Source organism: Bacteroidales bacterium (assembly GCA_041671145.1).
In the GTDB taxonomy this organism is placed as follows: Bacteria; Bacteroidota; Bacteroidia; order Bacteroidales; family JAHJDW01; genus JAQUPB01.
Genome location: JBAZBZ010000003.1, coordinates 102,507 through 128,373, shown reverse-complemented (window position 1 = coordinate 128,373; position 25,867 = coordinate 102,507). Strand labels below are relative to the sequence as shown.

The following is a 25,867-nucleotide window of genomic DNA, read 5'->3' as shown; positions in this document are numbered from 1 at the left end:
ATCATTTAAATTTTATTAATTTTGAACGTTGCAAAATAAAGAAAATTTATCAAATTAACGGATGTTGCTTTTAAGAATATAAATGGCGATAATTACATTAACAACTGACTGGGGCTTGAAAGATTTTTATGTCGGAGCTTTTAAGGGCTTGATAATATCAAATTGTCCGGGTGCAACAATTATTGACATATCAAATGAAATTCCTTCTTTTGATATCCTGAAAGCATCATTTGTTCTGAAAAATAGTTACAATAATTTCCCCAAAGGCACAATTCATCTGGTTGACATTAACAAGTGGCATGAAAGAAACACGGACTTGTCATTTATTGCAGCTGAGAAGAACGGAAGCTATTTTATAGGCAGGGATAACGGCTTGTTTTCTCTTACTTTTGAATCATTTCCCGAAACTGTTGTGCGAATAACTGACGATATTGAAGAAGACCAGCATAGTTTAAACATCAGGGACTTATATGTAAAAGTTATTTACCATATTTTTCAGGGTAAATCGCTTGATGAGCTTGGTAATAAAAAGAGCAACTGGTTTGAAATGAAAAATATGCAGCCATTGACAGACAAGAATGTTTTAATCGGAAGCATAATATACATTGATTCTTATGGAAATGCTATAACTAACATTACAAGAAATCTTTTTAATGAAGTCGGCAAGGGAAGACAATACAAAATAATTTTTAAAAGAGAAGGTTATTACGACATTGATAAAATAAGCAAAAATTATCACGACATTGAAACAGGCGACCGGCTTGCATTGTTTAATTCATCCGACTATCTCGAAATAGCCATTAATGAAGGCAATGCATCAAGTTTAATTGATTTGAAATATAATGAAACTATAAGAGTAGAGTTTTTTAATTAATAATGAACAATTAAAAAAGCAATGAGTTATGAGCTTTGAGCCATGAGTAAAGAAAAAAATATCGAATATCGAACACCGAATAACGAATATCGAAGTTACTAACAACCGACAACTAACAACTGACAACTTATGATAACATTACTAAAGAAAGAAATAAACACATTTTTTGGTTCATTAACCGGATATATTGTAATAATTGTATTTTTATTAATCAACGGGCTTTTCCTTTGGGTTTTCCCGATGGACATGAACATTTTCGACAGCGGATGGGCGGGACTTGATGGTTTCTTCATGCTTGCGCCATGGGTTTTTTTATTTCTAATTCCCGCAATCACCATGCGTTTGTTTGCCGACGAAAAAAAATCGGGAACAATCGAACTCCTGCTTACCAAACCATTAACAGATATGCAAATTGTTTTTGCAAAATATTTTGCCGGCTTCATTCTGGTGTTTCTTTCACTAATACCAACGTTGTTCTATTTTATTTCAATATATTATCTTGCAAGTCCGGTTGGAAATATTGATATTGGCGGAACATGGGGTTCATATATCGGATTGCTTTTTCTCGGCTCTGGTTTTGTTGCAATAGGTTTATTTTCATCCTCCATAACCGATAATCAAATTGTATCATTTATAGTATCGGTTTTCCTTTGCGGCTTTATATACATGGGATTTGATTTTATTTATTCATTTAACTTATTCGGTAAAATCGACCTGCTTATAAGAAATATGGGCATAAGTGCACATTATTCTTCAATGAGCAGAGGCGTGATTGATACAAGAGATGTTTTGTATTTTTTGAGCTTAATAACAATATTTTTGTTACTCACTAAAACTGCGATACAGAGTAGGAAATGGTAATTAATAGTTAATAATGCGAGAATTGATTAAAAAATAACATAACAATGGCACATTTTATTACTCAACAAGATGCTGATTTCTTTTTTTTGATGGAAAAATTTCCGGAAGAGGAAAAAGAATACCAGTTCCCAAATTCAGGACAAAAATTAACTATTACTTTTACCACTTCCGATAAAAGAGAAAATTTTCTTTTTGATATTTACAGAGGAAGTATTAAAATTACAAAAGCTGTTTATCAAAACAGAGTTAGAAAAGCTTATATTCTGAGAAGGTTGGATTTTAACGGAGCTCCTCATCCTAATCCCGAAGTTGAAAATGTTCCCTTGCCAATTCTTGAACCATATAATGGGAAAGAAATACCCTCACCGCATATACATTTATATGTTGAAGGGTTTGGAGAAAGGTGGGCAGTTCCCGCAGAAATGTTAATGAAAATTAAAGGCAAGGATATTTATGAAATTATGATTGACTTTTTTAAATATTGCAATGTAAAACAATTACCAAACATTAAAAAAACACTGTTAATATGAAAGATTTAATTCATTCATACACCGAATGGCTGAAACAAAAAATCAATTACAAAGAGATAAATGGATACTTTGAAGTTACTACTCCATTTGTAAATCATATCAACGACCAGATTCAGTTTTATCTAAAACGCGATGACAGGGACCGTATTTATATGACCGATGATGGAGATACAATAAACAATCTTGAAATGGCAGGAGTTGATGTTCTCACACCTGCAAGACAAAAAGAATTGCATTCCATTTTAAATGGATTTGGTGTTTTATTAAAAGGAAATGAATTAACCACAATGGCAACTCCAGCAACCTTTCCTATGCGTAAACATAATTTTATTCAGGCAATGCTATCTGTTGATGATTTATTTGTTGTGGCTTCTCCCAAAGTAGAAACATTCTTTTTAGAAGATGTAACTAATTTCCTTCAGCAAAATAATATTCGTTTTTCTCCCAATATTATTTTACAAGGCAAAAGTTCTTTTCAGCATAAGTTTGATTTTCTTATTCCTTCCTCAGGAAAAGCTCCTGAAAGAATAATCAAAGCAGTAGCAAGTCCAAGAAAACAAAATATAATAGCACAACTTTTCGCTTTCGAAGATACCAAACAGGCACGTAATAATGAAGGTATAGTAATATTAAATGATTTGGAAAAAGAAGTGGCACCAGAAGTGCTGCAGGCAATTGAAGAATATGGTATCAATGATTTTTCATGGAAGAAAAAAGAAAATTGGTTAGATAAATTAGCTGCATAAATGGCAAATAATCTCAATGACCGGTAAAGCCATAACATATAAGTAAAAGTTTTCTTAACAATTAAACAATTTAGCAATTAAGCAATGAAATTTAATTTTAAAAAGAATAAAAAAGAGATTACGTCAGAAGAAGCAAATAATCCTATTTCTAAAGATATAAATAAAAGACGTGGCGTAAAAAAACAAAACATACGCGAATTTGCTTTCGGATTGCTCTTTATTATTCTTTTGAATTTTGTAGGTTCATACATTTATTACCGCCTCGACCTTACTTCCGAAAAAAGATATACGCTGTCGAAAACCACAAAGGACTTACTGAAAAAGCTTGATGACATTGTGTATTTCAAAATATATCTTGAAGGTGATTTTCCTTCAGGTTTCAAACGATTAAGAAATGAAACACGCGAAATGCTTGACGAATTCAGAGCATATTCAAATAATATAGAATACGAATTTGTTGACCCATTGGAAAATATTGATAAAAAAAATAAAAATGAAATAATAAGACAGCTAATGGGGAAAGGACTTATTCCCACACAAATTCAGGTTAAGGAAGGAAACGGAACATCCACAAAAATAATTTTTCCGTGTGCTTCTGTTGTTTATAAAAACAGGGAACTACCATTGCAGTTATTGAAAACTCAGTCCAATGTTCCTTCTTCGGAAATGCTAAATAATTCGGTGCAGGCACTTGAATATGAAATTTCAAATGTTATAAGAAAACATACTATTGTATTTAAACAAAAAGTAGGATTTATTGAAGGACACGGCGAACTCGATACTTTGCTTGTTGATGATATTGTAAAAAACCTATCCGAATATTACACCGTTGACAGAGTATTAATAAATGGCAAGTTAAAAAGCATGAAGAATTTTAAGGCAATAATTATTGCAAAACCCGATTCGGCTTTTACTGATAAAGATAAATTTATTATTGACCAGTTTATAATGAATGGCGGAAAAGTACTCTGGCTTATTGACAGAGTATATGCCAACATGGACAGCTTGCGCAATTCAAGTGAAACAATTGCTTTTCCTTTAGACCTGAATCTTGATGACCAGTTATTCCGATACGGAGTAAGAATAAATACAAATTTAATACAGGATTTATATTGCCTAAAAATTCCTTTAGTAACCGGTTTTATTGGCAAGCAACCACAAATGAGCTTAATGCCATGGTATTATTTCCCGCTTATCGCCCCTTCTACAAATCATCCAATAGTGAATAACCTTAATATTGTAAAATTTGAATTTGCCGGAACTATTGATACAATTAATGTTTCCGATATTAAAAAGACAATTTTACTTGCATCCTCAAAGTTCTCCAGAGTTATCAATGCGCCTGCACGAATAAGTATTGACATTATGAGAAAAAATCCCGATGATTTGAATTTTAATAACCCTTATCAAACTGTTGCCGTTTTGCTTGAAGGAAAATTCGAATCGGTTTTTAAAAACAGATTGCCCTCAGTAATTATGGAAAACAAGGAGATTGCTTTCAGAGAAAAAAGCGCACCTAACAAAATGATTGTCGTATCTGACGGCGATATTATTAAAAATCAGGTCGGCGTTGAAAATGGTGTTCCTTTTGCATATCCATTGGGTTACGACAGATATACAAATGCTACTTTCGGAAATAAAAATCTTATAATGAATATGATGAATTATCTATGTGATGATTCCGGACTTATATCTGTACGGGCAAGAGAGCTTAAAATGCGGCTTCTTGATATAGCAAAAATCGAAAAACAAAAAGTAAAATGGCAAATTATAAATTTATGTCTGCCTGTTTTATTAGTGTTGTTCTTCGGATTGCTACAAAATATTCTGAGGAAAAGAAAATACACATTGTAACAAATCAGTACTTAAAGTTAAAAAACATTATTTAATTAGAAAAAATATGAAAAAAGGCAGATTCAGGATTATAGCAATTATTATATTATTATTAATAGCGTTGTATTTTGTAATTGTTCAAACAAAATCAACATTAAATAAAAAGGAAACAGAATTTGCCGTAAAAGATACTTCGGGTATTGTTAAAATTTTTCTTGCAAATAAAGTAGGCGACCAGGTTACACTTGAAAAAATCAGTCAGGGCGAATGGAAGCTCAACGAAAAATATAAAGCCAGAATGGATATGGTAAACACATTGCTTAAAACAATTTACGATATTCAGATTCTTGCACCTCTTTCAAAAAGTGCATTTAATAACATTGTAAAGCTTATGGCTGCTTCTTCTACAAAAGTTGAAATTTATGTAAAAACATACAGAATAATATTATTTAAAAATAAAATCAAGTTGTTTCCATATATCAAACTCGAAAAAGTTTACTATGTTGGAGTACCTACGCAGGATAAACTTGGAACGTTTATGCTTATTGAGGGTTCAAAAACTCCCTGTATTACATATATTCCGGGGTTCAACGGTTTTTTGTCAACCAGATATACGGCTCATCCAAATGAATGGCGCGACAAAACAATTTTCAGATATTTTGTAAGCGATATAAAATCAATAAAAGTACAAGCACAGGATGAAAAAGAATCGTTTGAAATTATTAATGCCGGAAGAAAAAAAATTCAGCTTAAATCAATTTACAATAATCAAATAGTAAATTATACAGATACAACAAAAATACTTGATTATTTAACGAATTTTTATAAAGTTGGTTTTGAATTTTTTACCGAAGAAATGAACAAAAAAGAAGTAGATTCAATTGTTAAAACAAAGCCATATTACAGGATTTCGGTTACCGATGCTAATGGAAAGACAAATGAAATAAGCACATACAGGAGAAAACCTCCTATCGGATATTTAGACATGTGGGGAAACAAACAGGAATATGATGTTGATAAACTATATGCCTTGATAAACAATGGAAATGACTTCGTGATAATTCAGTTTTTCTCTTTTGACAAGATTTTCGGGAAATTATCATACTTTAAAACCAATAATGACAAGGGACACGAAGCAAAAAATTAATTAAATTAACAAAATATCAACACAACTTTCAGCAAGAATATATTATACATATATTTGCCGGTGTAATTAATTTTAATTAAAAAAACATACAAATGAATTTTATAGTTTCAAGTACGCTCTTGTTGAAAAATCTTCAGGCGCTAAGTGGTGTAATAGGTTCAAACAACACTTTACCTATCCTTGATAGTTTTTTATTTGAAATCAGCAGCAATGAGCTTGTTGTTTCTGCAACCGACCTCGAAACAACGATGATTGCAAAAATCAATGTTCAATCGAAAGATTCGGGAAGCATTGCCATTCCTTCAAAAATATTGCTGGAAACATTAAAAGCATTCCCTCCCGATACTCCCATAACTTTTCTTATTGATAATGAAAATTATTCTATTGATATTTCTGCAATAGAAGGAAAATATAAACTCACAGGGCAGAATGGCAAGGAATTTCCGAAAATTCCGAAAGTTACAGGCACAACAAAATTTGAAATTGATGCCGATGCATTATATGCAGCAATCAGCAAAACCCTCTTCGCCACAGGTACCGACGACCTACGACCTGTTATGACAGGTGTATATTGTCAGTTCAATAAAGATGATATCACATTTGTCGCTACCGATGCACACAAACTTGTAAGATATAGAAGAAGCGACATAAAATCAGAAGTTGCAAAAACATTTGTATTGCCTAAAAAGCCGTTAAATCAATTAAAAAATACACTTGGAAATCTCGAAAAAAGTAAAGTTAAAATTGAAAGCAACGACAGCAATGCATTTTTTAGTTATGAAAATATAAATTTAATTTGCCGCCTCATCGACGGAAATTATCCGAATTACGAAGTGGTTATCCCTTCCGATAACCCCAATAAACTTAATGTTGACAGAGAAGTTTTTCTTAATTCCATAAAAAGAGTTTCAATATATTCAAGCCAGTCAACACATCAGATAAGATTTAAAATAAGCGGAAACGAAATCAGAATAAATGCCGATGACCCCGATTATGGCAATTCTGCCGTTGAAAGGTTAACCTGTAAATATAAAGGCGAAGACCTTGAAATTGGCTTTAACTCAAGATTTCTCATAGAAATGCTATCCAATATTGACACGCAGACTGTAAATCTGGAAATGTCAACACCCAACAGGGCAGGTCTTATAATTCCTGTTGACCCCGAAAATAAAAGCGAAGATGTGCTGATGCTTGTTATGCCTGTTATGCTCAATTATTAAATAAACTTTAAACATGAGAAAAAATATAATTCTTATTTTCTGTGCTATTACTATATCCTTTGTTAATTCAATTGCACAAAATAAGCCGGCAAATAAAGAACCTTTACTTAAAATCGGAACTTATGTATTCGATACCGTGAAAAAAATTCCGATGAAAGAAATTTTAAAATTCGAAAAATTAGAAGTAACAAATTTGAATTATTCGGTTGTTTCTTATGAAATATCATTTATTTCGTCCGATAGTGTACTCTATACAAGAATATACAATAACGATAAAATTTCACCCGAAATAAAAGAAAAAATAAAAAAATTAGAACCCGGAAACAGAATTCTCTTCGACAGCCTGAAAGTAAGAGATAAAGCAGGAAAAACAAAATTATTACGCAATGCCATTATTAAATTAAAAGTAGAGCCGAAATCAAAAGAGCCCGTTCTTAAGTTAGGGAAATATGAAATTGCAGCGGGAACTAATATTGAAATTCCAATAAAAGATTTCTTAACTTTTGACGGAATTACAATAAATTCGCCATACACCATTATTTCATTCGACCTTACATTTCAAATAAACAATGTCGTAAAAATAATGAATAATGAGTCGGGTAAATTTTCAAAGCAGGTAAAAGAAAGTTTTATAAATTTAAAACCCGGCAAAATTAATATTGACAACATAAAAATAAAACACGAAGACGGAACCAAAGAGAGTTTTCCTGCTATTGATGTAATTGTTAAGGAAAATCCGAAACCTAAAGACCCTATTTTAAAAATCGGAAATTATGTTTTTGAAACATCAAAAGAAGTTTCGCTGAAAGATGTTGTTAACTTCGAGAAAATCGAAATTGATGCTCCTGGTTATACTATCGTATCATACGACCTTTCAGTGTTTGTTGACGGACTAACATACGAAGTAACAAGCAATACCGATAAAATCCCCGAAACAATAAAACAAAAACTTCCGAAACTAAAACCGGGAGGTAATATTGTTATTGAAAATATTAAAATTAAAAATGCTGACGAAAAAATAATCAACATGCCTTCAGTGATTATTAAAGTAAAAAAATAAATCTGAATTAATTTCTCACTGCTTCACTACCAGCCACTCCTTCGACTTTCCGTTTATAACAATTTTCATTACATAATTTCCTGCCGACTCATTTGCTATGCTCAGTGTGTTTGTAGAATTCACGTTTTGGCTTTTATAAATTACTCTTCCCTGCATATCAGTTATTGAAATTAAGCCATTGGTTGCTTGGGGCAGGTTTGTAATATCTATTTTTAGCTCGCCTTTTGTGGGGTTTGGATAAATAGTTATTTTCTGGCTCCCTAAACTTGCCTCGTAAGTTTTTGCTGTTTGGTTTTCACTTGCATTATTATTTTGCGTGCTATTATCTGTAATAGTATTTGTGTTTTCGCCACTGTTTTCTTCCGATGTGTTGTTTTTAGCTGTCTCATCTTTTGGTTTATCTTTTTTCCCGGGTGTGCTTTGCGGCAATTCTATTACCTCACGTGTTGTTCTATTACCGTTTGCATCGTAAGCAAAATAGTAATTCTGTGACTTAACTGCTATGCTTAAAAGCATTATTGAAATTGTCAGGGTTAGAGTTTTCATGGTTGTGTGTTTTTTGGTTTTAATAATTATTTTATTTTTTTATAAATTTAATTTTAATCCTATTGATAAATCAATCCTTGAAATACTTTCAAGCTCATCACTTTTCAATTTTATTGTTTGCTTTGAACTTCTATTATTCATTTCATATTCACTCAATGTTCCCATCACATAAGAACAACCAAGTCCAATTGCAAGATTCCTGTCAAGCATGAAGTCAACGCCCAAATCATAAACCATACCAACTGTGCCGGATGACAAAGTGAACCTGTCCACCACAACTGCATCATTTTTATAACTAAGGTATCCTAATGATATGTTTGAAAGAAAAGCCACCATTTTGTTTTTTGAGTAAAATCTCATAAATAATGCAGGACCGAAATACTGAACAGTTATATCATCTCTTAATATGCCCGTTCTCTTTTTACCTGTCAGAGTGTCTATAATATATATGTCGTATATTTCATTTTTAGTTTTAAAATTAGTATACTTTAATCCTAGCCCAATTTTTTCTGAAACAAAGAAACATACATCTCCGCCGAAATGGTATCCCGATTTAAGCTCCTTCATATATTGCCTGAAATCATCCGGAACTTTGTTACTCAATTTTCCTGTCAGATAACTCCATCCGCCAAAAGCAGAAATTTTCACTTTTTGATAATTATTATTCTTTTTTAATTTTTCAATTGGAATTTCTGAATGTGTATAGAAATTTTTCTTGAAGAATTTTACTTGTGAAACAGGCAAAAGCGTATTTCTTATTTCATTTTCGTATTTGAAAGTAAAATATATATAGTCGGATTTAATTTTAGTTATCTCGCAATTTAATGAATCTCCTTTGTTTGTTACTATTAAATCCTGTGACTTGGCTGTTTTAAAACCAATAAAAAATATCATAAAAATAAAAAGCAATGTTCTCATTTCAGCTTTATTTTATAGAAGTAAATGCAGCTTTTCCTTCTCCGGGTTCAACTAATTGCAATTTAGGGCGTCCAACCATTATTCCCATAACAACACTGCATTTTAAATAATATTCTTTGCCAAATTCAATGTTTATCGGAAGTTCTTCTTTTGATTCCGTTTTTGCCCAAATAGTGTTTAATCCCTTTTTGTATATTTTTATTTCCTTCTTGGATTTATTAGTAACTCTGCATAACAGTGAATCGCCAATGTACAAGTCATACCCTATAAAAGCACCCACTCCGCCATATCTGAAAACAAAAAGCTTTGCATAATTCCATGTGCTGTCAGTTATTATCTTATCTTTTTCCTGTGTAGCTTTTATTTCTTCTGTATTTTCGATTTTTAAAATTTTTGCGGTAATTCTATGGCAAGAACTTCCCATAGCTTTTGGTGGTATATGTTCAATAATTTTAATTGCATTTCCGCCTGCTTTTCTTGCTTCTGTCTTTGCTTCTTCAATTACTTTGTCCCAACCACAATTAGTAGAAAAACCCGAATCTCCGATTTTTATAGTTCCAATTTCAACTGCAGAAGGCGGTGCTGTTTCCGACAATCCTATCACAATAACTTCTTTTGTGTAATCCAATGCAGGATACTGCTTGTTTATATTGGTTGTTACTTTTGGTGAACAAGCAATTATTGAAAATATAAGTAATCCGAATATTAATTTTTGCATTTTTATTTTATTGTATGGTTACCGTTATTATCGTATCCGAATTGGTAATTTTGGGCTCTTAATGCTGAACACAGCAGCATTGCTGAAATTATTAATGTTACTTTTTTCATTGTTGTTGTTTTTAAATAAAATTTACCATTTTAAATTTGGCGGATGCTTCTTAAATTCTTCCATGTATTTTTCAAAATCAGAATCGTTTCTTATTGGATAATCAAAAAGCATTAAACTCTTTTCTGGTTTATCCTTTTTATATACTACTAAATAGCGTTCTCCTTCATTTACTCCCTCAAAAGGCATTTTATAATTGCCTGCATTATATCGATTATTATAAATTTTATTATTAACAGTGTAAGTATATTTAACCCAAGGGGGATTAGATGGACTATTAATAATTTTTGGAGCAATTATTGCGCCTTTACCAGATGAATAAACTGAAACAGTTCCAATAGTATAAGAACCATTTGAAATAATTTTATCATTTTCCTTTTGAGTAGTTTTATTTAATATTAAAATTAGAATAAAGGAAATAATAATTATAATTGCAGATAATATAATGTTATTCATTTTTTTTATTTTTCAAAATTAATTACTGTTATGTTATTAAAACACCTCTTTTATTAACCTTTTACAAACACAATTGTAAATCATTATTCATTTATTTATTGTTTTGAACACTCAAAATTACAAATCCGAGCCAGCGGGAGCTGCATTTTACCTCCATAGCTGCCATACCAGCTGTGTAAGTTATAGAAGGGTTAAAAATCCGAGTTTTCAAGAGCATCTATCACCCTATTATAATATTTACCATCACTAATTATCCACGTTACTTCGTAAGCATCTTTGCCTTCTTTGTAAATCATGTATATATAAACCCTTTTTTTATCTGCTGTTCTAAATACCTTACATTTAGCTAACATTGATTTTCCTTTAAATATACTTTCAATGCATAAATTGGAAATATTTAAATCTTTAAAAGCACTATCCGGCAAGCTTAATCCATATTTATAGTGAATATAATTAATTTCTTTTATTTTTGAATTCTGATTCCTACACTCTATATAAATACTTACTATTACTTCACTTGCATATAAATTTCCTTTTTCAAAAAAAGCTGAACTATCTGTGTGTTTTTTAAGAGGTATTTCTTCAAGTTTTTCTTTTGTATTATTGTACGATTTCATTAAAGAAGAACCTTTAATACTGAATATCGCAATCTCACTTTTAATTGCATTATCTTTTATTTTTAAAAATCCCTTTTTTGTATTACTCGAGTCTAATTCAGACGCTCCTTTTTGTCCAATACAAGTTTGAGTAAAATATAAAATTATTTCTAAAATAATAATTACCTTCATAATAGCACTTAATTAATGAGTTGTTAAATACGGTGATGCATATATACCTGCTTGTCGAATAGTCAATTCTAAATTCAAAAACATTGGAGACGTTACAGGTAAAAATGCATTTATATTAAAAATTCCAGCAAATAATAATGCCCTTGCATTATAATTAACACAACCTTGGAATAAACCATATGTTAAATTGCCTGAATTTAGAAGATTTCTGTTGGCATTAAGTCTATTTGTCATTGACAATAACCACTTACCATTAACATTACTTATTTTTATAGGAAGAAACTTTGGATCACTTGTTTTTATATATGAAACATTCTCTCCAAAAGCAGGATCACCTTTTAGTGATTTTTTTACATATTCCCATTCCCAACCTAAATCACTATGAATTTTTGGATCCACATCTTCACATGGCCCAACAGAGATTGTAATATCTTGGCCATCATAAAAACCATTTGATTGACTATGCCCCGCTATTTTAGGTCTAGCATTAACATCAATGGATGTTCCATGAGTGCCGGCAACTAAATCCTGCAAATCTGCCATTGCACCAAAAGCATAACCCATTGTCTCATACCATTTATTATGCTTTTTGCCTAAATATCCCCAATCTTCAGCTCCAAAATTGTATGATGCTACTCCAAAGCTAATACTTGGCTGCATTTTACCTCCAGTCATAGCAGCCATTCCAGCTGAATAAGTAATAGAACTAAATGCAATTGAAAAGGTATTTGCCATAAAAGCGCCAGAACTTGCAATTCCAGAACCAATACCAGCACTTGCCGCACCTATGATAGCCCCACCTAATGCATACCAAAATTTTCCATGTTTACCAAATGATTCAGCATATTGATAACCAGAGATAGCCCCCATTATACCGCCAACAATATACTGCACAAAATCTCCACTTGGATCTGTATATTTTAATGGGTTGTTCAGACAATAACTATATCTATTAAATCCTTGCGTACTTGTTGCATCCTGCACAAAATTATCGGGGCTGAGCATTCTACCTACTATGGGGTCATATAAACGACCGTTCATATTTATCAAGCCAAATACATCCAAATGCTCATGCCCTGTGTATCCTCTGGTTACAAGCGTTGGTACTGGCACTGCATTGTAGCTCCAATCGCTTACATTTCTTCTTCTTCCCCATGCATCATAGCTATATTCTTCAACAAGTGTTCCTGCATCGTTTACTAATCCTGTTATTGAACCCAAGTGGTCTTTTAATACGTAATACATAGTACCTGTGCTGTTGGACTCATTGTATATGTATATTGCTGCCAACCCATCACCTCCCATTATGTAATGCCATTTAGTTCTATAACCTGTAGCTTCGTCTTTTTCTTCTTCATAATTTACAGTATAGTATTTTGTTTTAGTTAAATTGCCATTAAGCTTGGTTTCAACTTTCTTACGAGTTTCTTCGGGTCCATAAGTAAAGTACATAGAAGTTGTGTTGCTTCCAACCGGGCCGCTTATACTAATATCAGCAATTTTATTGAAAGAATTATAATTTATTACTTGGTGAGACGAATTAGTTTCGCCACTGCCTGAACTGATTTCTCTAACTGCATTAACTTTTGTAGCATCGTACTGATAATCTCCTTCATTTACATCGCTTTTGTTTTGAATGTTGCCGTTGTTGCTAAAATAATTTGTGAAGTTGCGAAATTGTGAAGTGGTGAAATAGCAGATATTGTTTTGCATTTCGTTGTTTTTTTATTTTACGAATATACAAATTGTTTTTTTATTTTTCTCGCAGAAACGCAAAGACGCAAAGTTTTTTATTATTAATTATTATTTATTCATTGCTTCACTACCAGCCACTCCTTCGACTTTCCGTTTATTACTATTTTCATTACATAATTTCCTGCCGATTCATTTGCTATGCTTAGTGTGTTTGTGGAATTTACATTTTGGCTTTTATAAATTACTCTTCCCTGCATATCTGTTATTAAAATTAAACCGTTGGTTGCTTGGGGCAGGTTTGTAATATCTATTTTCAGCTCGCCTTTTGTGGGGTTTGGATAAATAGTTATTTTTTGGCTGCCTAAACTTGCCTCGTAAGTTTTTTCTGTTTGGCTTTCACTTGCATTATTATTTTGCGTGTTATTATCTGTAATAGCACCTGTATTTTCTCCACTGTTTTCTTCCGATGTAGTGTTGTTTTTAGCTGTTTCGTTTTTGGGGTCATCTTTTCCCTCAGGTTTTCCTTGCGGTATTTCTATTACATCGCGTGTTATTCTGTTGCCGTTTGCATCATAACCAAACTGGTAATTCTGCGACTTAACCGCTATGCCTGTTAGCAGTACTATGGCTATTAATGTTAGTTTTTTCATAATTATTTGTTTTTATTAATACCTTGTTTATTTTACTACTAATATGAAATCATGGACTTTTTGATATTCCATAAAAGGACTATCTTTACCTCGAACATTAAATAATAATATATTATCAGACAATTTAATTTTACTTTTTTTAACATATTCCGATAATGCAATACATATATTATCTTCAAGTACTGTATCGTTTCTTTTTAATTTAAATGGATAATAAGTTATACGCATTGATAATACTTTATCTTTTAAAGGAAAATCTGTATTTGTATTTAACATAGATATTAAAGAATTCCAATACTTAAATTCAGCAAAGTCTTTTTGAATAGTATTTGTAGTGTGGTCTCCTCCAAATTGACCAAAAAAACTACAATTTGGGTATTCTTTAATAATACTTAACATATTTTTATACATAAACAATTCTCTTTCTTTTAATACAGTGCTATCTTTTAATTTTGTTTTGTTAAGATAACAACCTAGGTAAGCACCTTCTACATTTCTTATAAAAAAATCAAAATCATTTTTCAAATATTTTTTATATGAATCCTCATGAATTTTAATATCATTTTGTATAGTTTTTATGAACGCTATAAATTCATCATTGTTCAGATTCATTGAATTTTTAATTTTTTCAATTGACTTTCTTATTTCAATCGGTGGCTCTTCTTTTGGAAATAATTCTTTAAACAAAATAATTGTTAAATCAGATATATCTTCATCTATAGTTTTCACTTTAAATTTATCATATTTGTTTAAAGTTTTATAAAATTTATATAATTCTTTACTAATATCTAATACATTTTTAGGACAATTATTTCCAAGTCTAATTAAAATATTTTCATCGCCGGTTTCTAAATATTTATTAATAAAGTACTCACAGCTCAATGCGTATTCCATTATAAATACCCTAACATTTTTATAATAATATAAATATTTAAATAGAGTTAATTCTACATTTCTATTTTCTTTTTCAAAATTATGCCATTCTCCTGCAACGTAAAATACCTTATTACCTAGTAATGAATCAATGTATTGGTTATGTATTGTATCAAATAGCAACAAATTATTTTTTATATATTTCTCATAATTTGTTTGAGAATAAACATATTTAATGCTTAATATAATGCATACTTGTAATATTATAAATACTTTATTTTTATATACGTTTATCAATTTCCTTGATTTTTATTTTTAGTTTTTACTTATCAATCGGATCTGCATCAGATCCAGTATAACTATCCCAAGTATGAGGGCATTGCCAGCTTATTTGAAAAGGACCAATTTTCAAAGCAAATCCTGTTGGTATAGGGGTAATAAAATGTAAAGGGATAAAATTATTTATATGTGTTGTTGTTCCATCTTTGACTGAATAAAAAAACTGAAATGAAGAATGGTTATTCCTGCCAGGAAACCAATTATATTTAGCACCCAAGTGAGGCGTTTTATGCCTATTACCAATATTAATATCAAATAAAGTAAAATTGCCGTATCTAAAACCTAATCCACCCCAATTATCCCAATCCCAATTAATATTCCAATTCCACTTATCATGATGTTTATTTGCTTTACCTCCACCTTTAAATATTGGGCAACGTAGAAGAGTTCGATTCCTATGGCTTTTAGGTTTTGGTTTAGGTTTTTCTTTTTTTATACCATACATATAATTATGGTGTTCTATCTGTTGTTCTATTAAATCTTTGTCGCTTTGACCTAAAAAACCGTTTTCTTCTCCTCTTCTGCTATGACCGCCGCCATGGGCACTACCACCTCCACCATGGCCACTACCACCTCCACCACCACCTTCGGCACCACCATCACCACCACCTTCAGCACCAATATCATCAATTAAAATATCGGGTTCATTCCAATCACTACTTTTTGCTCGTGGAATTTTTCTCCAACGTGCAATATGACCAGTCGACATATATCCACTTGGATCCATATATGTAAGTGGATTATTATTGCTATAACTATACCTATTGTATGCCTGCGAACTTGTTGCATCTGCTACAAACGGGTCAACACTTAACATTCGCCCTACAAGCGGGTCATATAACCTGCCATTCATATTTATTAATCCGAAATTATCCATGTGTTCGTGCCCCGTATAACCGCGGTTTATAAGAGATGGCGTTGGCACGTTGGCATAAGTCCAATCACTTACGTTTCTTCGTCTGCCCCAAGCATCATAACTATACTCTTCTTCTTTTGTTCCGCTTTCGTTTACAAGTGCAGTTATAGAACCCAGATTATCCTGCAATGCGTAATGCATTGCTCCGTTTGTTCCGTTATCTTGTATAAATATTGCTGCAAGTCCGTCTGCTCCATCTATGTAATACCACTCACGTGTACTCCCGCTGCCTGCTGTTACTTCTTTTTCGTAACCAAGCGAATAGTATTTTGTTTTTATTAATGTAGTATTCAGGTATGTTTCAACTTTCTTTCGCGATTGGTTAGGTCCGTAATTAAAATACATTTTGTTGTAGTTGCCTCCCTGAATACCCTGAGTAATATCTGTGATTTTATTAAATGAATTATAATTTATAGTTTGTGAAGATGAGATACCTTGACCGCTTCCCTCTCCTACTGAGGTAACTGCATTAACTTTTGTGGCATGGTACTGATAGGTTCCCTCGTTTACATCACTTTTACTGTGTATGTTGCCGTTATTGCTGTAATCAATGTTTACAGTATTGCTGCCAAAAGCGATTGCAGTAAGGCGGTCGAGTTTATTATCGTAAGTAAAGTTTTCGGTTAAATTTCTGCCTGGTGTAACATCTTTACGCCATAACATATTTCCTGTTGCATGCTCAAAATTGTATTGCAAATCCTGCAACACGGTTTGTCCCGAGTTTTGTGTTTTTATTTCTTCGAGATAACCGTAAGTGTCGAATGTTTTGGTTACAGGCAGCAGGTTGTTGTTGCCAAGCGAATAGCCGTCTATTTGCTGCATATTGTTCATGCTTGTTGCTTTCCACACAGTTTGGTTATTACCATCCCTTTTAACTTCCTTTAAATAGCCAAAGTTAGTATAAAATTTGTTTACAGCAAAAACAGAAGAAAAAGCATGAGGATATGTAATTTTATTTACCCTGTTAAAGTTGTCATAATCATAATAAGTATTATAGTCAGTGCCGTCAATTTTTTCAATTATCTGATGCGTTCTGCCATATTCGTCATACTTCAATCTGTAGTCATATCCGCTTTCGGGTCCGCTTACAGATGCAAGCATGCCGACGCCATTCGTTTCGGTGTCGTAAGTATAGCTTGTAGTTCCTTCGGTGCTCACGGCAGTTACAGGTCTTCCCAGTACATCATAAGTTATAGTGGATGTATTTCCGTTAGCATCTATCTGGTCTGTTATTTCACCATAAGCATTCCAAGTGTATGAAGTTGTTCCGGAGTTGGGTTCAATTAATTGTGTTTGGTTTCCGTAATCGTCATAAGTTATTTGTGTTGTAGAGCCGTTTGTTGTAATTTGTTTGACAAGTCCTGCGTTATTATATGTATAGCTCACTGCTCCGCCATCGTCAACAATCGAAACAGGACTACCTGTTCCATCAATTGTTGTTGTTTTGGCTCTTGTATTACCCGATATTGTTTCCGAAACGGTTGTTGTCAACCCACCATAAAAATAATCTGTTTGTAATACTGGCGATTCAACAGTTGTTATTCTTTCAAATTCGTCCCATATATAATCGGTTTCCAAAGCAGAACCGGTAGTTGGAAGTGCAAAAGTTTTTTCAACAAGTCCGTCATTATCATATTGGGTTTCGCTGTAAATTGTCTTTTGTGTGTTTCCTATGTCTGTGTATGTTTCACTTCTTAAGTTTCTTCCAAGGCAGTCAAAAAAATTTATTTCATCAGAAGTTCCCGTAAAGGTTTTTTTAGTTTTATATAATTTATTTCCGTTAATGTTCCATTCGGCTGAATAATTTATAGTTTGTCCTGTGGCACCTATGGGTAATATAGTAGTAAGAGGTCGTCCAAAGCCGTCATAAGTATAAGTAGTTATCAGCCCGTTAATATCCGTACTGCTTGTTACGTTTCCGGTTTTAGAATCATACTCTGCTTCGGAAAACTGGTTGAGAGAGTTTGTTGATTTTGTAACAAAACGTCCTTTTTCGTCATATTCCAGAGTTGAAGTTCTGCTGGAAAGCCCGCTTGCCGAAATTGTTGTAGTATGAAGATTACCAAAATTACTATAATATGTATGGTTTGTGGTTACACTTTTGGCTTGTCCCTGGTCTCTCACGGAAGTTGCTAATGAGCCATCGGTATTATAAGTGTTATCAACAGTTCTGATATAACTGCCAGTTTCGCCGGTTCGGGTTTTTGTAACAGTAATATTGCTTATTTTATTGGGACAATCCCAGTTTCCTGCCGAGGTATATTCATAAGAAGCGGTAGTATAAGCATCGCCGTTATAATTAACACTCACGGAAGTCAGGTTGCCGTTATTCAAATCGGTACTATTCCATGAATATAATGTTGTATTTGTTGTTCCGAGTAACGAATTTGTTGATTCCTCTTCTGTTATGTACGGAAAAATTATTTTATTTCCGAAATCTTTTACATCGTTTGTATATATGGTTTCAGAAACAGGATTGTCTGATGCTGATTTTACTGTTTCACTCTTTAAAGCCACAGTGCAATAATCTTCAGTATTTAAAAGTTCATATTCTGTGGTAATAATATTGCTCTCATCAACAGATTTAACTTTAGTAAATCCCAAGTCAGCTTCGCTTTCAAGATTTAGTTTATATCCCTGATATTGATAAGCCGAGTTAAATGTGCTTCCTACTCCGTTATCTTCTGTAACAGTTGAAACCACATACATTGGAGGTACCGGACTTTGTATAGGATATGAATATCCGGTTTCATCTTTCAGGTATATATTGCCCAAATCATTAATTTCATCATTTTGGTCGGTAATACAAGCATACTCAATATTTGTTTTTACATTAAGTCCGTTTGTTATGGTTTTTACAAGTTGATTTTTTTCGTCGGGATGAAATGTAAATAAATTTCCAAGGTATCCGTCTTTAGTTGAATATAAAATATCCACGTTCCCGTCTCCGTTAAAATCGCCTTGTGTTAACTCATCAGATACAACGCAATTGTAATAACCACCTACTAATTGATTTGGAACTGTTGATGTTTCTTCTATAAATGAGTTAACCCCTTTACTATAAAAAACATTGAAAGTAATATATCCGCTTGGGTATGAATCTTCGTAATCGTGAGTGGTTATTTCGGCAATATCCGATTTGCCATCTCCGTTATAATCGCCGACAATATATTCATAATCCACACATGTTTTACCAGTAACTAATTCATCGGGATGATAATAGTTATAGTAACCTGAAGTACTGCCATAAATCACTCCGTTCCCATCATTTGTTCTATCGTAGTCACCCATTGTGGCGAAATCCGGATAACCAGCTTCGCCAAGATATGAAAAATCGGTACCATTGGAAAAATAAATTTCCCAAGTCCATCCCGGAGTATGGTCATTCGCTGTTCTCAAAACATCTGTTTTGCCATCGCCATTAAAATCTCCCAACAAAAGAGGTTTGGTATCGGATGAAGGAATAGTAGTTGTGTTAGTTGACATGCTTATAACTCCATAAACATCAACACTAAAATTACACATTTTATAATAATTAGAATTAAGCGAACTGTTCCAGTATAAAATATCAGTTATTTTAGTACCTTTAAAGTTATCGCAATAAGTTTTGTCACCTCCGTTAAACATAGGCGAGCCAGTATCAACAATCTTATCCATTGTATTTTGTGTAGCATTGTATTTATAAATTCGATATCCGAAAGTACCAATATCTCCATCAGCATCAATCATTCCAAAAACAATTATTTCCTGTATTCCATCACCGTCAAAATCACCTGTTATAAACTTGGGATAATTACTGTCAGTAAAACTTGTACTTGTATAGGCAATTGCGGTTTCTTCAGTTTGGGTTAAGCTCATGTCATTAATATCTGTTCCGCTAGAAATATAAGTTTTTAATGTGTATGTTCTTGTGCCGGTTGTATTCCATTCTATAAATAAAAAATCTTGCTTGCCGTCGCCATTAAAATCAGCGGCTGTTGTTCCGGCATCTTTCTGCATTTGGTAATTATCATTGTATGTTGCTGATAAAAACACATCATACGATTGATCATAATGCATAGAATACCCGCCAGTAACCGCTTCTTTTCGCGAAAGATATAGTCGTAATCCATGGTCTTCGTCATTATCCTCATAACTCATAATATCCGACAACCCGTCTCCGTTAAAATCACCTGAATATAAAACCGCAGAATTCCTACTAACATTAAACTTATCATAAGTTTTTAAATTATCAGTTTTGTCGCCATAATTTATAATTGTTGAATTAAAATGTTTCGCATCGCTGCCATATTCAGTTATTTCGGTAAGATGAGGATAACAGCTATTTACATAACTAAATTCATATTGTTTAGTAATCGCACTTTCATTTTTAATTTCAATTCTTTTCAAAATCATAGAATTACTTCTAAGTTCATGTCCGGCTATATATGAATTATCATACAAATCAAATGTTTCTTCATTATTTGGACTATAATCAGTTCTTCTATCATAATAAAAATTTACCGAATTATATGGGGTTAATGTGGGTGAAGAAGATGCGTTGCCAGTATATTCAATTTTTAAAGGTATGTAATTATTATTCGGGTCATATGTATATGTATAATAGTTTCCATTTGCATCATAAACTTTATTTAAAAGCCATGAAAAGTTTGTGCTGCCAAGCGTAATTTTTGAGTCTTCGGAATGTCCATATTCAAAAGTAATACCGCTCTTTGTTTCTACTTTGAACCACTCAACACCTCCGTTTGTGCCATTTGAAGTTATTTTAGAAAAAGATTCGTTTTCGGTGCGGTACATGCTGTTTTCAGTATCATATATGAGCCGCTCACCATCAAGGGCAAACACATCATCTTCATCTAAGTTCACGGGGCTTATAATTCCGTCATAATATTTGTTTTTATTAGTTCTGGAAATAGAAGAAAAGCTGCTCAATCCCCAGCCCATTCCCATAGTACCCATTCCGCTACGGCTGTTATAATATATTGATAAATCAGGCACCATTCCGGCAGTTCCGGGAGGCAATATAATTGGTATGTTATATGTAGCTGCACCGTTTTGTGAAACATCAAAAGTCCCCGCAATAGTTCCAACAGGAAGCGATTGGTTAATGGTTCTGTTACTGGAGTTTTGTTCATTCGGATAAAATGATACTTCGTTGGTATCACTGTCATCGTTAACAAAAACAACTGCCGTGTCTGTGCTTAAGTTTAATTGTATATCTGTAAATGTTACTGCGTACTTAGTGGTGATGGTAGGAGCGACAGTTGTTGAACTTGTTGTAGCCGAATTGCTCCATGTGTAAGTGTTCGCTCCGCTTATAGTTACTGTAGCAACATCGCCGTAGTGTATAATTGCCCCTGTAGTTATTACATGTGGTGCAGGATATACAGATACTATTGCTTGTGCAGTGTTTGCGCAACCGTTGCCATTTGTTCCGGTTACAGTATATGTTGTGGTTTCTATCGGATTTATAGTTATTGTACTTCCTATAGAGTCATTACTCCATGAATAAGTATTAGCTCCGCTTGCAGTTATATTTGTAGTATCTCCGGTAAATGTCGTGTCACCTATTGCTGTTATTGTTGGTAATGGGTTTACAGTTGCTGTTGCCTCAGCCGTATTCGTACACCCATTCCCATCCGTTCCCGAAACGGAATACGTTGATGTAATTGTTGGGTTTACAGTTATTGAACTTACAGTTTCCGAAGTACTCCATGTATATGTATTTGCTCCGCTTGCGGTTATATTTGCTGTGCTTCCGTTGCATATTGTTGCTCCGGTTGCTGCTACTGTTGGCAACGAATTCACTGTTACCACAACATTATCGGCATTTGTAGCACTTGCTCCATCAGTAATTGTGACTGTATATGTTGTGGTTTCTGTTGGGTTTGCTGTTGGATTGGCTGTGTTTACTGAGCTTAATCCGGTTGAAGGATACCATGTATAAGTAAACCCACTTCCGCTTCCGCCGCTTGCTGTGGGGTTGCCGCCTATGGTTGTATTGCCTCCGTTACAAATTGTTTTATTTTCTCCTGCTTCGGCTTTTATTTGTTTGTTTAATAAGAAAGCGTTATATGTGGTTACCGTACTTGCGGTTTTTATTGTGCCATTATAAATATTTCCGGTTACCGCACCATTGCCAAGGTCTTTCCACATAGAGCCATCCCAACCGCCTATTTTCAGTGTATTTATGTCGGTTATATTGCAGCTATTGGTGTCCCACGATAACGTTACGTAAACATTTGAAGTACCTGCATTTCTCGAGAGGTTCCAGTATTCGCAGTCGTTTAAAGATTGAAGAGAAGCATCGGCACTTGAACCGTAAGTTTGTCCTGTATTAAAATATTCAGCCGTATAAGCATCAGTTGTAACGGAAGGAGCAGATATTTTAATGATGCGGTAATTTGCATCGCTTCCCAAAGGAAATTCAAATATGTCGTTTCCTATTTTCTTCATTGGTCCTTCAATAAAACTATTTTTCGTTCCTCCGCTTACAGTTACATTATCACCAATTGTTAAAAGGTTAGTTGAAGTGGAAACAATATTTCCTTTTGTTAGAGTTAAACTTTTACCTGTCTGGTCGAGCTTTACCGCCTTTTGCAAATAAACTTTGCCCGATGGTTTGTTTATTATAACATTTCCGTTTATTCTGTCTTCTGTTGTCAGGTTTGAAGAAATGTTCTGATTGTTTTCTCCTGCAAAAATTATGTTTGCATTCTCACTATTCACGCCGGCTTCTAAAGCATAATCGCCTTTAGCATACCAATCACCTTCTAAATAACCTTTGCTGTGTATTAATGTATTATTCACTTTTATACTATCACCATTTGTCGAAGACAAATGACAAACATAGTACGATGGAGCAGCGTCTGCAATTGCTGTTAAATTATAAAACCATGTTGAAGGTATAACATCTGCATAGTAATACAAATAAGAAGCTGAACGGTCTTTTGGCTGTAATATCACTGTTCCGTTATTATGGCTGAATGTTCCGCCTGTATGAGCAAATATTGTTTGGCTGGAATTAAATGTACCCGAAATTGTAAAATTTCCGGTTGGAGCAGTAAAACTCCCTGATGATAACGAGAACTTTGATACACTTAATGTTGAAGTCCCGGGTGATACAGTGCCTCCTGTTTTTTCTACAATAAGGTTAGCTGTGCTTCCTCCGCCATTGCAATAACACGTTTGATTTCCACTTCCTGTCATTCGTATGCTGCCCGCACCAACATAACCCGAACTATAAGATGCACCAATAGCACTCGGGTTAATTATAAAATCACCTTCAATACGCCAGTCGCCCTCAATATAGCTTTTGTCGTGTGTGAATGTATTGCTTATTTTCACGGTATCGCCGCTTGCTGATGATAAGCGACCCGAATAACCGGAACAGGAAACGTCTGCAATTGCCGTTAAATTATAAAACCATGTTGATGGTATCACGTCGGCATAATAAATATAAAGAGTAGTCGAACAATTTTTCGGTTGTAGTATTACTGTTCCGTTATTATGGCTGAATGTCCCGCCCGAATGATTGAATATTGTTTGATTGGAGTTAAAAGCACCGGATATTGTAAAATTTCCGGTTGGAGCAGTAAAACTTCCTGATGATAACGAGAATTTTGATACATTTAACGTTGAAGTTCCGGGTGATACAGTGCCTCCTGTTTTTTCTACAATAAGGTTAGCTGTACTTCCTCCGCCATTGCAATAATATGTCTGGTTTCCACTGCCGGTCATACGAACGTTTCCACCGCCATAACTTGTAGTTGAGCTCAAAGCATTAGCGTTAATTACAAAATTACCTTCAACACGCCAGTTGCCTTCGAGGTAACTTTTGTCGTGTGTGAATGTATTGCTTACTTTTACAGTATCTCCGCTTGCTGATGATAAACGACCGGAATAACCGGAACAGGAAACGTCTGCAATTGCCGTTAAATTATAAAACCATGTTGACGGTATCACGTCGGCATAATAAATATAAAGAGTAGTCGAGCAATTTTTGGGCTGTAATATTACTGTTCCGTTATTATGGCTGAATGTCCCACCCGAATGATTGAATATTGTTTGATTGGAGTTAAAAGCACCGGATATTGTAAAATTTCCGGTTGGAGCAGTAAAACTCCCTGATGATAACGAGAACTTTGATACACTTAATGTTGAAGTCCCGGGTGATACAGTGCCTCCTGTTTTTTCTACAATAAGGTTAGCTGTACTTCCTCCGCCATTGCAATAATATGTCTGGTTTCCGCTGCCTGTCATACGAACGTTTCCGCCGCCATAACTTGTAGTTGAGCCCAAAGCAGTAGCGTTAATTATAAAATCACCTTCAACACGCCAATCACCTTCAATATAATATTTATCGTGTGTGAATGTATTGCTTATTTTCAAAGTATCACCGCTTGCAGAAGATAAACGACCGGGATTATTTGAGCCATTTTTATCAGGTATTGCTGTTAAATTATAAAACCAAGTTGAAGTCAGAACATCTGCATAATAAACGTAATAACCGGAAGAAAGTGGCTGTAGCACTACTGTTCCGCTGTTATTGCTGAATGTTCCTCCTGAATGAGTGAACATAGTCATTCCGTGACTAAAAACCGTTCCGCCGACTAATATATAATTACTTGGAGCAACAAATGTTCCGCTGTCAAGTTCAAAGGTTGAGCAGCCGAACATTGTACATCCGCTTCCCGGCTGAAATGTTCCACTCGATTTTTGTACTAATAAATTTGCTGTTACTGTTCCGTTGCCAAAGTATTCCTGTGTGCCCGTACCTACAATGTGTATTTTGGCATTACCTTTACTTGTTGAAGTATATGGGTCTGTTGAAGGCCAGCTTGATGCTTGCTGTACATATAAATTTCCATACACATACCAGTCGCCGTTTATATAACCGCTGTAATGAGTTAAATTATGTTTAACCACAATACTGCTCATTGTTTTGGGATATAAGTCCCCATATGTATTGGTAACATTCACATATACGTCGTAAAATTCAGTGCCTTGTAATGCTTCTATATAATATTTGCCGTTAACGCTGGAACTTATGGTTAACTGTCCGTTATTGTGAGTAAAAGTTCCGCCTGTTTGCTTAAATACCGAAGTTTCCACACTGGCAGTTCCACTGATACACATTGTTGAAGAAGGAGCAATAAAAACACCTCCGGTTAAATTAAATGTATTACAGGTAAAAACAGTACCGCTTGTGCCTAAGCTTTTATAAACTCCACCGGCTTGATTATAGCTGCTTGTGCCTATTGTTACCGTATATGAACTGTTTTGAAAAATAGTATCGGTGTATCCGCTTAGTATATTAAAGCCCAAAACATTTGCATTGGCATTAATTGTGCAATTACCCGTACCATTTCCGTCGAAATAAGCAACATCGGATGAACCCGGCACCGAAGCACCACTTGAGCCGCCCGAAGTTGTTGACCAGTTGCTTGTGCTGTTCCAATTGGCTGCAGATGTTGCAATCCAATACCTGCTTGCAGAAAAAACATTTGTGTTGGCTGTTACCACAAGTAATAACAGTGCTGAGAGAATTTTAAAGGTGTTTTTCATAAAAGTTGATTTATGGGTTTTT

At 33.8% G+C, this 25,867-nt stretch carries 17 protein-coding genes; 8 read left to right on the top strand and 9 right to left on the bottom strand.

Annotated elements, in window-relative coordinates; translation table 11 throughout:
- Positions 1-82: 82 nt before the first annotated feature.
- The 8 genes from WC223_02015 to WC223_01980 all read left to right on the top strand — a co-directional run bounded on the left by WC223_02015 (position 83) and on the right by WC223_01980 (position 8,271).
- Positions 83-874 (top strand): SAM-dependent chlorinase/fluorinase, encoded by a 792-nt coding sequence (locus tag WC223_02015; GenBank protein ID MFA6923005.1) that lies wholly within the window; start codon positions 83-85, stop codon positions 872-874.
- A gap of 129 nt (positions 875-1,003) precedes the next feature.
- Positions 1,004-1,735, top strand: a complete 732-nt coding sequence (gene gldF / locus WC223_02010; GenBank protein ID MFA6923004.1) for a gliding motility-associated ABC transporter permease subunit GldF — start codon at positions 1,004-1,006, stop codon at positions 1,733-1,735.
- 44 nt (positions 1,736-1,779) lie between these two features.
- Positions 1,780-2,265 carry a hypothetical protein gene (locus WC223_02005; GenBank protein ID MFA6923003.1) on the top strand — a complete coding sequence of 162 codons (486 nt, stop codon included), beginning with the start codon at positions 1,780-1,782 and terminating at the stop codon, positions 2,263-2,265.
- Complete coding sequence (locus WC223_02000) at positions 2,262-3,011, top strand: DUF1829 domain-containing protein (protein MFA6923002.1); 750 nt, start codon at positions 2,262-2,264, stop codon at positions 3,009-3,011. The genes WC223_02005 and WC223_02000 overlap by 4 nt, the downstream gene beginning before the upstream one ends.
- Positions 3,012-3,095: 84 nt before the next feature.
- Positions 3,096-4,865 carry a gliding motility-associated ABC transporter substrate-binding protein GldG gene (gene gldG / locus WC223_01995; GenBank protein ID MFA6923001.1) on the top strand — a complete coding sequence of 590 codons (1,770 nt, stop codon included), beginning with the start codon at positions 3,096-3,098 and terminating at the stop codon, positions 4,863-4,865.
- A 46-nt stretch (positions 4,866-4,911) separates the two neighbouring features.
- The gene (locus tag WC223_01990) at positions 4,912-5,991 is read left to right on the top strand and encodes a hypothetical protein (protein MFA6923000.1); all 1,080 of its coding nucleotides are present in this window, start codon (positions 4,912-4,914) and stop codon (positions 5,989-5,991) included.
- 92 nt (positions 5,992-6,083) lie between these two features.
- Positions 6,084-7,211 (top strand): DNA polymerase III subunit beta, encoded by a 1,128-nt coding sequence (gene dnaN, locus WC223_01985; GenBank protein ID MFA6922999.1) that lies wholly within the window; start codon positions 6,084-6,086, stop codon positions 7,209-7,211.
- Between the two features lie 13 nt (positions 7,212-7,224).
- Positions 7,225-8,271 carry a GldM family protein gene (locus WC223_01980; GenBank protein ID MFA6922998.1) on the top strand — a complete coding sequence of 349 codons (1,047 nt, stop codon included), beginning with the start codon at positions 7,225-7,227 and terminating at the stop codon, positions 8,269-8,271.
- A 15-nt stretch (positions 8,272-8,286) separates the two neighbouring features.
- Here the strand turns inward: WC223_01980 and WC223_01975 are convergent, their stop codons facing one another.
- The 9 genes from WC223_01975 to WC223_01935 all read right to left on the bottom strand — a co-directional run bounded on the left by WC223_01975 (position 8,287) and on the right by WC223_01935 (position 25,845).
- The gene (locus tag WC223_01975) at positions 8,287-8,817 is read right to left on the bottom strand and encodes a T9SS type A sorting domain-containing protein (protein MFA6922997.1); all 531 of its coding nucleotides are present in this window, start codon (positions 8,815-8,817) and stop codon (positions 8,287-8,289) included.
- A 39-nt stretch (positions 8,818-8,856) separates the two neighbouring features.
- Positions 8,857-9,735: a hypothetical protein gene (locus tag WC223_01970; GenBank protein ID MFA6922996.1), complete on the bottom strand. Its 879-nt coding sequence runs from the start codon at positions 9,733-9,735 to the stop codon at positions 8,857-8,859.
- Between the two features lie 7 nt (positions 9,736-9,742).
- Positions 9,743-10,453: a hypothetical protein gene (locus WC223_01965; protein ID MFA6922995.1), complete on the bottom strand. Its 711-nt coding sequence runs from the start codon at positions 10,451-10,453 to the stop codon at positions 9,743-9,745.
- 132 nt (positions 10,454-10,585) lie between these two features.
- Complete coding sequence (locus WC223_01960) at positions 10,586-11,017, bottom strand: hypothetical protein (protein ID MFA6922994.1); 432 nt, start codon at positions 11,015-11,017, stop codon at positions 10,586-10,588.
- Positions 11,018-11,208: 191 nt separating this feature from the next.
- Positions 11,209-11,805 (bottom strand): hypothetical protein, encoded by a 597-nt coding sequence (locus tag WC223_01955; protein ID MFA6922993.1) that lies wholly within the window; start codon positions 11,803-11,805, stop codon positions 11,209-11,211.
- A 12-nt stretch (positions 11,806-11,817) separates the two neighbouring features.
- Positions 11,818-13,518 carry an RHS repeat-associated core domain-containing protein gene (locus WC223_01950; GenBank protein MFA6922992.1) on the bottom strand — a complete coding sequence of 567 codons (1,701 nt, stop codon included), beginning with the start codon at positions 13,516-13,518 and terminating at the stop codon, positions 11,818-11,820.
- A gap of 98 nt (positions 13,519-13,616) precedes the next feature.
- On the bottom strand, positions 13,617-14,150 hold the full coding sequence (locus WC223_01945) for a T9SS type A sorting domain-containing protein (protein ID MFA6922991.1): 534 nt from the start codon (positions 14,148-14,150) through the stop codon (positions 13,617-13,619).
- A gap of 27 nt (positions 14,151-14,177) precedes the next feature.
- Positions 14,178-15,320: a hypothetical protein gene (locus WC223_01940; protein MFA6922990.1), complete on the bottom strand. Its 1,143-nt coding sequence runs from the start codon at positions 15,318-15,320 to the stop codon at positions 14,178-14,180.
- Positions 15,321-15,345: 25 nt separating this feature from the next.
- Positions 15,346-25,845, bottom strand: a complete 10,500-nt coding sequence (locus WC223_01935) for an RHS repeat-associated core domain-containing protein (protein MFA6922989.1) — start codon at positions 25,843-25,845, stop codon at positions 15,346-15,348.
- Positions 25,846-25,867: the final 22 nt, after the last annotated feature.